The organism is Pseudarthrobacter sp. AL07 (genome assembly GCF_029960665.1).
Classification (GTDB): domain Bacteria; phylum Actinomycetota; class Actinomycetes; order Actinomycetales; family Micrococcaceae; genus Arthrobacter.
The window spans coordinates 1-7,906 of the sequence record NZ_JASBRB010000050.1 but is presented as its reverse complement, the minus strand read 5'-3'; the positions used below and the strand labels follow the sequence as shown (position 1 = coordinate 7,906).

The 7,906-nt window shown below is 65.1% G+C and carries 6 protein-coding genes; 2 read left to right on the top strand and 4 right to left on the bottom strand.

Going from position 1 to position 7,906, the window contains the following annotated elements; translation table 11 throughout:
• Nucleotides 1–162: 162 nt before the first annotated feature.
• From QK290_RS18030 to tkt, 4 genes are all read right to left on the bottom strand, one after another.
• Nucleotides 163–636 (bottom strand): ribose-5-phosphate isomerase, encoded by a 474-nt coding sequence (locus QK290_RS18030; RefSeq protein ID WP_282332034.1) that lies wholly within the window; start codon nt 634–636, stop codon nt 163–165.
• A gap of 50 nt (nt 637–686) precedes the next feature.
• Nucleotides 687–1,364 carry a ribulose-phosphate 3-epimerase gene (rpe, locus tag QK290_RS18025; protein ID WP_282332033.1) on the bottom strand — a complete coding sequence of 226 codons (678 nt, stop codon included), beginning with the start codon at nt 1,362–1,364 and terminating at the stop codon, nt 687–689.
• A 34-nt stretch (nt 1,365–1,398) separates the two neighbouring features.
• Nucleotides 1,399–2,520, bottom strand: a complete 1,122-nt coding sequence (tal, locus tag QK290_RS18020) for a transaldolase (protein WP_282332032.1) — start codon at nt 2,518–2,520, stop codon at nt 1,399–1,401.
• A 105-nt stretch (nt 2,521–2,625) separates the two neighbouring features.
• The gene (tkt, locus tag QK290_RS18015; protein WP_282332031.1) at nt 2,626–4,779 is read right to left on the bottom strand and encodes a transketolase; all 2,154 of its coding nucleotides are present in this window, start codon (nt 4,777–4,779) and stop codon (nt 2,626–2,628) included.
• Between the two features lie 163 nt (nt 4,780–4,942).
• On the opposite strand from tkt, the gene QK290_RS18010 reads away from it, so the two are divergent.
• Both QK290_RS18010 and QK290_RS18005 read left to right on the top strand, forming a co-directional pair.
• The gene (locus QK290_RS18010; protein WP_282332030.1) at nt 4,943–6,250 is read left to right on the top strand and encodes a LuxR C-terminal-related transcriptional regulator; all 1,308 of its coding nucleotides are present in this window, start codon (nt 4,943–4,945) and stop codon (nt 6,248–6,250) included.
• A 76-nt stretch (nt 6,251–6,326) separates the two neighbouring features.
• A complete protein-coding gene (locus QK290_RS18005) occupies nt 6,327–7,868 on the top strand; it encodes a putative transposase (RefSeq protein ID WP_282332029.1) in 1,542 nt (513 codons plus the stop codon).
• Nucleotides 7,869–7,906: the final 38 nt, after the last annotated feature.

Below are 7,906 nucleotides of genomic sequence, written 5' to 3'. Positions count from 1 at the left end.
ACGATCGATCATCTCGGAGTAAATCTCTGGGGTTGCAATGGGCATGCTGACTCCTCAAGTGGAATTGGTTTGTGGTCGCGCCTGCCACAAGCACGTGCCAGACAGTCGCAAGGCCCCGCGCAGTCCTTCGAAAGGATTGCGCGGGGCCTCGGTGAAATGAAGCTACTCAGCAACCTCGCCGGTGGATTCGTAGGTCGCGATCTTGCCGATGCGGCGCTCGTGGCGTTCTTCATTGGTGAAGGGCTCTGCCAGGAACGCTTTGATCAGTTCGGTGGCTTCCTGAACGGTGTGCTGGCGGCCACCCACTGCCACGACGTTAGCGTTGTTGTGTTCGCGGGCCAGTTTCGCTGTATCGAGGTTCCATGCCAAGGCCGCGCGCACGCCTTTGACCTTGTTCGCCGCGATCTGCTCGCCGTTGCCTGAACCACCCAGCACGATCCCGAGGGCGTCAACGCCGGCGGCCTGGTCGGCCACGACGGCGGACGCGGCCTTGATGCAGAACGCCGGGTAGTCGTCCTCGGCATCGTAGGCCGCTGGCCCGTGGTCTACCATCTCGTAGCCACTGGCTGAGAGTGCGGTGATTAGGTGAGAGCTAAGCTCCATACCCGCGTGGTCGGTTGCGATGTGAACGCGCATGAGGGGTCCTTCAGACTGGTGGGGTGCGGTGTTGTTGTCGTGCGGCGTCGTTAGCCGAAAGCGAGCTGCCCGTTGGCGCGCAGCGACTCGATGGCGTCCTCAGGCGACGGCCTGCCGTATACGGCGGATCCGGCCACAAAGACGTTGGCACCGGCCTCCGCGGCGCGGGTGATGGTTTCCTCTGTGATGCCGCCGTCCACCTGGATGGCCACGTTCACCCCCGAACCGTCCACTGCCGCGCGGGCACGGCGGATCTTGGGCAGCATGACGTCCAGGAATGCCTGGCCGCCGAACCCCGGCTCAACGGTCATGATCAACAGCATGTCCAGTTCGGAGAGCATGTCCAGGTACGGTTCCACCGGAGTGGCCGGGCGAAGTGCCATGCCCGCCTTGGCTCCGCGGGCGCGGAGTTCCCGGGCGAGTTTGATGGGGGCATCTGATGCCTCCACGTGGAACGTCACAGAGCTCAGGCCCGCGTCGGCGTACTGCGGTGCCCAACGGTCCACGTTTGCGATCATCAGGTGGGCGTCCAACGGGACGGGGCTGACCTTCTGCAGCCGTTCCACAACAGGCAGGCCGATGGTCAGGTTTGGCACAAAGAGGTTGTCCATAACATCCACGTGCACGGCATCGGCGTTGCTGATGCGGGCAAGCTCGGCCTCGAGGTTGGCGAAGTCGGCCGAGAGGATGCTGGGGTTGATGCAGCATTTCAGAGGTGATGCGGACATGGTGTCTGCCTTTCGGTAGCTGTCAGAGCTCGGATCAGGATGCCTTCCGGGCGGCGGCAAGGGCGCCTTCGACGTCGGCCAGCAGTTCCTTCCAGCTGGCTACAAACTTCTCCAGGCCCTCGGATTCGAGGAGGGCAACCACCTCGTTGTAGGAAATACCCAGTGCGTCCAGTGCGTACAGGACGGCCTTGGACTCGGCATAGGCGCCGGTGATGGTGTCACCGGTAACCACGCCGTGGTCGAACGTGGCGTCGAGGGTCTTCTCCGGCATGGTGTTGACGACGTCGGCAGCAACCAGTCCCGTGACATACAGGGTGTCGGGGTAGGCCGGGTCCTTGACACCGGTGGAGGCCCACAGGGGACGCTGCGGACGGGCGCCGGCTTCGGCCAGGACTTCCCACCGGTCGGTGGAAAAGAGCTGCTCGTAGACCTGGTAGGCCAGGCGGGCGTTGGCTACGCCTGCCTTGCCCTTGAGGGCCTTGGCCTCGTCGGTGCCGATGGCGTCGAGGCGCTTGTCGATTTCGGAGTCCACGCGGGAGACGAAGAACGAGGCGACCGAGTGGATCGTGGACAGGTCGTGGCCGTTTTCCTTAGCCAGTTCCAGGCCGGACTGGAAAGCGTTGATGACGGCGCGGTAGCGGTCCAGGGAGAAGATCAGGGTCACGTTGACGCTGATGCCCTCGGCCAGGGTTGCCGTGATGGCCTCAAGGCCTTCGAGCGTTGCGGGGATCTTGATGAGGACGTTGTCCTTGTCCACCTTTTTGTAGAGGTTCTTGGCTTCGGCGATGGTGCCAGCCGTGTCCCAGGCGAGGCGCGGGTCAACTTCGATGGAAACGCGTCCGTCAACACCCTTGGTGGCGGCGGCAATCGGAGCGAACAGGTCGCAGGCGTCAGCGACGTCGGTGGTGGTGATTTCGAAGATGGTCTCCTCGACGCCGGCACCCTGCGCGGCAAGTTCGGAGATCTTTGCGTCGTAGTCAGAGCCGGAGGTGATCGCAGCCTGGAAGATGGACGGGTTGGTGGTCACGCCCACCACATTCTTTTCGTCGATGAGCTTCTGCAGGCTGCCGCTGGCGAGACGCTCACGGGAGAGGTCGTCGAGCCAGATGGACACGCCGGCGTCGGACAGCTGGGCGGTGGGGGTTGCGTTGGTCATGGCTTCTTCCTTCAAAAATTGTGGACTGGTGACAGTTCGCGGCCGCGCCGCGGGACGTCCCCCCATGAGGCCGTCCCGCGGCGCTGGCCGCAGTGCAGGTAAAGGTCAGTTGCGGGCAGCGGCCAGGGAGTCCTTGGCCGCGGCGGCGACAGCCTCCGCAGTGATGCCGAACTCCTGGAACAGGCGCTTGTAGTCTGCCGAAGCGCCATAGTGCTCGAGCGAGATGGAACGGCCGGCATCGCCAACGAATTCCCTCCAGCCCAAGGCCAGACCGGCTTCGACGGAGACCCGTGCCTTGACGGCTGCGGGGAGCACGGACTCGCGGTAAGCCGCGTCCTGCTTGTTGAACCACTCCACACACGGCATGGAGATGACGCGGGCGGCGATGCCTTCGGCCTGGAGGGCTTCGCGGGCCTGGACGGCCAGCTGGACCTCGGAGCCGGTAGCGATCAGCAGCACGTCGGCCGGAACGGTGGCGCCGTCCCTGGCCGCTTCGGCGAGGACATAGCCGCCCTTGGCCACACCCGCCGGGGAAGCAAAGGTCTCACCCTGTGCTGCACCGTTACCGCGGGCGAAGGTGGGGACGTTCTGACGGGTCAGGACGATGCCGGCCGGGTTTTCGTGGTTCTCCAGCATGGTCTTCCATGCGATGCCCACCTCGTTGGCGTCGCCGGGGCGGACTACGTCCAGGCCCACAATGGCGCGCAGCGTGGAGAGCTGCTCCACCGGCTGGTGGGTGGGACCGTCTTCGCCCAGGCCGATGGAGTCATGGGACCACACGTAGATGGACGGGACACCCATCAGAGCCGAGAGGCGGATGGCCGGGCGCTGGTAGTCACTGAAGATCAGGAACGTACCGGAGAATGCCCGGGTCCGGCCGTGCAGCGAGATACCGTTCACGATCGACGCCGCGGCGTGCTCACGGATGCCGAAGTGCAGGACCCGACCGTAAGGGTTGCCCTTCCATGCATCGGTGGAGCGGGAAACCGGGATGAAGGAGGCGGAGCCTTCGATGGTGGTGTTGTTGGACTCGGCGAGGTCAGCCGAACCGCCCCAGAGTTCCGGCATGACCGGTCCGAGTGCGTTCAGGACCTTACCCGACGCTGCCCGGGTGGAGACATCCTTGCCAGCTTCGAAGACCGGCAGGACTGCATCAAGTCCGGCGGGAAGCGTCTTGGCTTCGATCCGCTCCAGCAACGCGGCGCCCTCAGGGTTGGCCGCCTGCCACGCCTCAAATGAGGAATCCCATTCGCTGCGGGCGGCAGCGCCGCGGTCGATGACGGCACGGGCGTGGGCCAGGACGTCCTGGTCCACCTCGAAGGACTTCTCCGGATCGAAGCCCAGGACCTCCTTGAGGCCTGCGACTTCCTCGGCGCCCAGGGCTGAACCGTGGATCTTGCCGGTGTTCTGCTTCTTGGGTGCCGGGTAGCCGATGATGGTGCGCAGCGAGATGATGGACGGCTTGGACGTCTCGGCCTTCGCAGCCAGCAGTGCAGAGTACAGCTCCTGGACGTCTTCGACGTACTCGCCCGTCTCGGTCCAGTCCACGCGCTGGGTGTGCCAGCCGTAGGCCTCGTAGCGCTTCAGGACATCCTCGGTGAAGGAGATGTCGGTGTCGTCCTCGATGGAGATGTGGTTCTCATCGTAGACAACTACAAGGTTGCCCAGTTCCTGGTGCCCGGCCAGCGAGGAAGCCTCGGAGGTCACGCCTTCCTGAATGTCGCCGTCAGAGGCGATGACCCAGATGGTGTGGTCAAACGGGGACGTGCCCTCGGCAGCGTCGGCGTCGAACAGGCCGCGCATCCGCCGCTGTGAGTAGGCGAAGCCCACCGAGGAAGCCAGACCCTGGCCCAGCGGACCGGTGGTGATCTCCACGCCGGCGGTGTGCTTGTACTCCGGGTGGCCCGGAGTCAGCGAATCCCAGGTGCGCAACGCCTTGAGGTCGTCCAGTTCCAGACCGTAGCCGGACAGGAACAGCTGGACATAAAGGGTCAGGGAGGAGTGGCCGGGTGACAGGATGAAACGGTCACGTCCCAGCCAGTCCGGGTCGCGGGGATCGTGGCGCATCAGCTTCTGGAAAAGAAGGTACGCGGCCGGGGCAAGGCTCATGGCCGTACCGGGGTGGCCGTTGCCGACCTTCTCCACAGCGTCCGCCGCCAGAACACGGGCGGTGTCTACGGCGCGCTCGTCCTCGGGCGTCCAGTTGAGTGTTGCTGAATTGGCAGTGCCGGGGAGTATCACATTTGTCGTCGGGTTCACGGTTTGTCCTTTTCGGATCTGGTCGGCCTGCAGCGGCCGGACGGATACTTTCTGGTTGATATCAATAATCGCGAACCAAATGGGCAGGGGTAACACTGTTTTCTGACGGTTCTTACTACCCTTTTGGGTTGGAAGGACGTTTCCGGCCGGGTATGATGTCTGGATGAGTGCAGCGCCGGACCCATCCCTGAAAGAACTCACCGTGGCCCTACCAGACCTGCCGTGGCCGCTTTTGCAGAGTGTGGCAGCATTGGCCGACGCCCCTCTGGCCCAGATAGCGGAGCGCCTGCGTGATGCCACGCTCCCCTACATGGGAAGCAGCGCGCTTGTGATCTTCACGGAAGACTGCACAGGCCGTCCGCAGAAGAAGGCTGGCGACGAAGACATCATTTCCCGGGTCTCCATCGCCGAGCTGGATACGCTCCGCGCCACCCTTAAGGATGAGGGACCTTGGTTCGGGGAAGCCGAGCTCGCCAGCAAGACCCGCCCCGTGCTCGCCCTGAAACACGCCTCGAGCAACGCCCTCCTGGTCCTTACCGATCCCCCTGCCGCTCCGGGGCGCAACGCCGGCCTGGACCTGGTGACGTATTTGTGGCGCCTTACAGCGCGGCGGATCCGCGAGAAGGTGGCCGATGCGCCGCCGTCGTACCTGCTCGAATCGCGGGCGGCATCCGCTGAACGCCTCCGCGTGACCGCGGAACTGACCGATGTGCACTCCACCACCCTGGAGACACTCCTGGCAGCCCTTCGTTCCTCCTCGCTGGAGGACGCGGCGGCCCGCACAACCGTCATCGATCTCACCGCCAAAGCTCTGATCGGGATCCGGACCCACAGCGACCGCACAACAGACCTGGTGAAAGAGCCCGTCGCCAAGGCCTTCGAGCGCCTGCGGGAGGACCTGCGGCCGCTCACACGCTACAGCGGCATTGAGATTGAATTTATCGAACCGCCGCTGAATGGACGGGCCCTGCCAGGCGAAGTTGCCCACGCGGCACGGGCAATCGTCCGCGGACTTGTGCTGGCCATGACGGAACAACCGGACGTCAGCAGGGTACGGACGCAATGGGACTGCGACGGCGAAAACCTGCTGATCAACGTCCGCGACGACGGCCGGGGGGCGCTCAAAGCCGATGCGCCGAGCATCGCCCGCCTGGACCGCAGGGTCCAGGCGCTCACCGGATCACTGCGGATCGACGTCATGCCGGGCTGGGGTGCGGACGTATTTGTCACCCTCCCCCTGGACATGCAAACGACACGCCCGGCCGGGGATGTCGCAGGGTGGGACCTTGCCGCCCGGGAACTCGAAGTCCTCCAGCACCTTGTCGCCGGAGAGCGCAACCGGACCATCGCCTCCACGCTCGGCATTAGCGAGAACACGGTCAAGTTCCATGTGCGCAACCTGTTCAGGAAGCTCGAGGTCGGTTCACGCACCGAGGCTATCGCCCTGGCACACAGCCACGGACTCCGGTAGCGGCGTAGCTGTTCACGCAAGTTGACTGCGCGGTCCATTTAAGACGAAACGGGCCGGCCCGCTCGTCCAGACCGGTGTGCGTGCAGGACCTCGTCTACGTCCGCCGCTGAGGCGCGGGCTGGAGACCATCCTGACCGGCGCCGTGTTCCAGGCCCTGGCCGGGGAACCCCGTGCCGAAGGCGCCTCCCGGATCGATCCCGTGGCCCTGGGCCGGGTGTTGGGCCTGGACCGGGCCCCGGAAGTGAAGACCCTCCGCCGTAAAACCGCCGCGCTGGCTGGCACCGGCAAGGCCGGGGAGCTGCTCACCGCGATGGCAACCAAACACCTCCACGGCGGCAGTGACGAGGAAGACGGTGACCTGGCTGCGGTGCTCTATGTTGACGGGCATGTCCGCGCGTACCAGGGCACGCGGAAGATCGGGAAGGTCCATTCGACGAGGTTGAAGTTCCCGGTCCCGGCGACCGAGGAGACCTGGGTCGCCGACGCCCACGGCGCGCCAGTCCTGGTGGTCATGGCCGAGCCCGGGGCAGCCCTGACCGGGGAACTCCGGCGGCTCCCGCCGAGACTGCGCACCATCATTGGGGATGACCGGCGGGTGCTGGTCGGGTTCGACCGGGGCGGCTGGTCCCCGGCCCTCTTCCAACACATGAGCACAGCAGGTTTTGACGTCCTGACCTGGCGCAAAGGCACCACCGAGGACATCGGGCCCTCCCACTTTGCCGAGGTCGCCCACACCGACGCCCACGGGCAAACCCGGACCTGGGAAGCCGCCGACACTGCCGTGGAGGTACCGGTCGGTACGACCGGGGAAGTCTTTGTGATGCGCCAGATCAGCCGCCAGGTCAACACCCCCGGCGGCGGATCACGGCAGATCCACATCCTCACCACCACCGGCGTGCCGGCCGGGGAGATCATCTACCGGATGGGCTCCCGCTGGCGCCAGGAAAACTACTTCCGCTACGCCCGCATCCATTTCGACCTGGACTCCCACGACGCCTACACCTCCACCCAGGATGACCCCGAAAGGTCAGTGCCCAACCCGGACAAGAAAAAGGCCTACCAAAAAGTCGTCGCCGCCCGCGCCCACTACGACCAGGTCCTGGCCCGAACAGACGCCGCGCTGCTCGCGCTGCGCACACCATCCCCAGGCACCAACGAAGTCACCATCACCAACGCCATGCACAACCAGGTCACCGCACCCCTCTGGGACGCGGAAACCGCCCTCGACCAGGCAGAAACCGCCCACCAGAAGATCCCCGTCCGGGTCACGTTGGGAGAACTCTCACCCGGCCAACAAGTCCTCGACACCGAGACCAAACTCATCACCCACGCGATCAGGATGGCCGCATTCAACACCGCCACCACCCTCGCCCGGGAAATCCGGACCAACACCGGCTACGCCCGCGCCGCCGAAGAAGCCCACACACTGGCACGGCAGGCGCTCACCGGCAGCGGCGATATCGACACCACCACCCCCGGCTACCTCACCATCCGCCTGGACCCACTCCCCACGGCGCGGGCCACGGCAGCAATCGGCGAGCTCTGCCAGCACCTCACCACCACCGAAACCCGCTACCCCGGCACCAGGCTCATCCTGGGGCGGCTTGTGAAAAAGTGAAATATCCAACTGTGAGTCTTGATGTGGCTGGTCTGGGA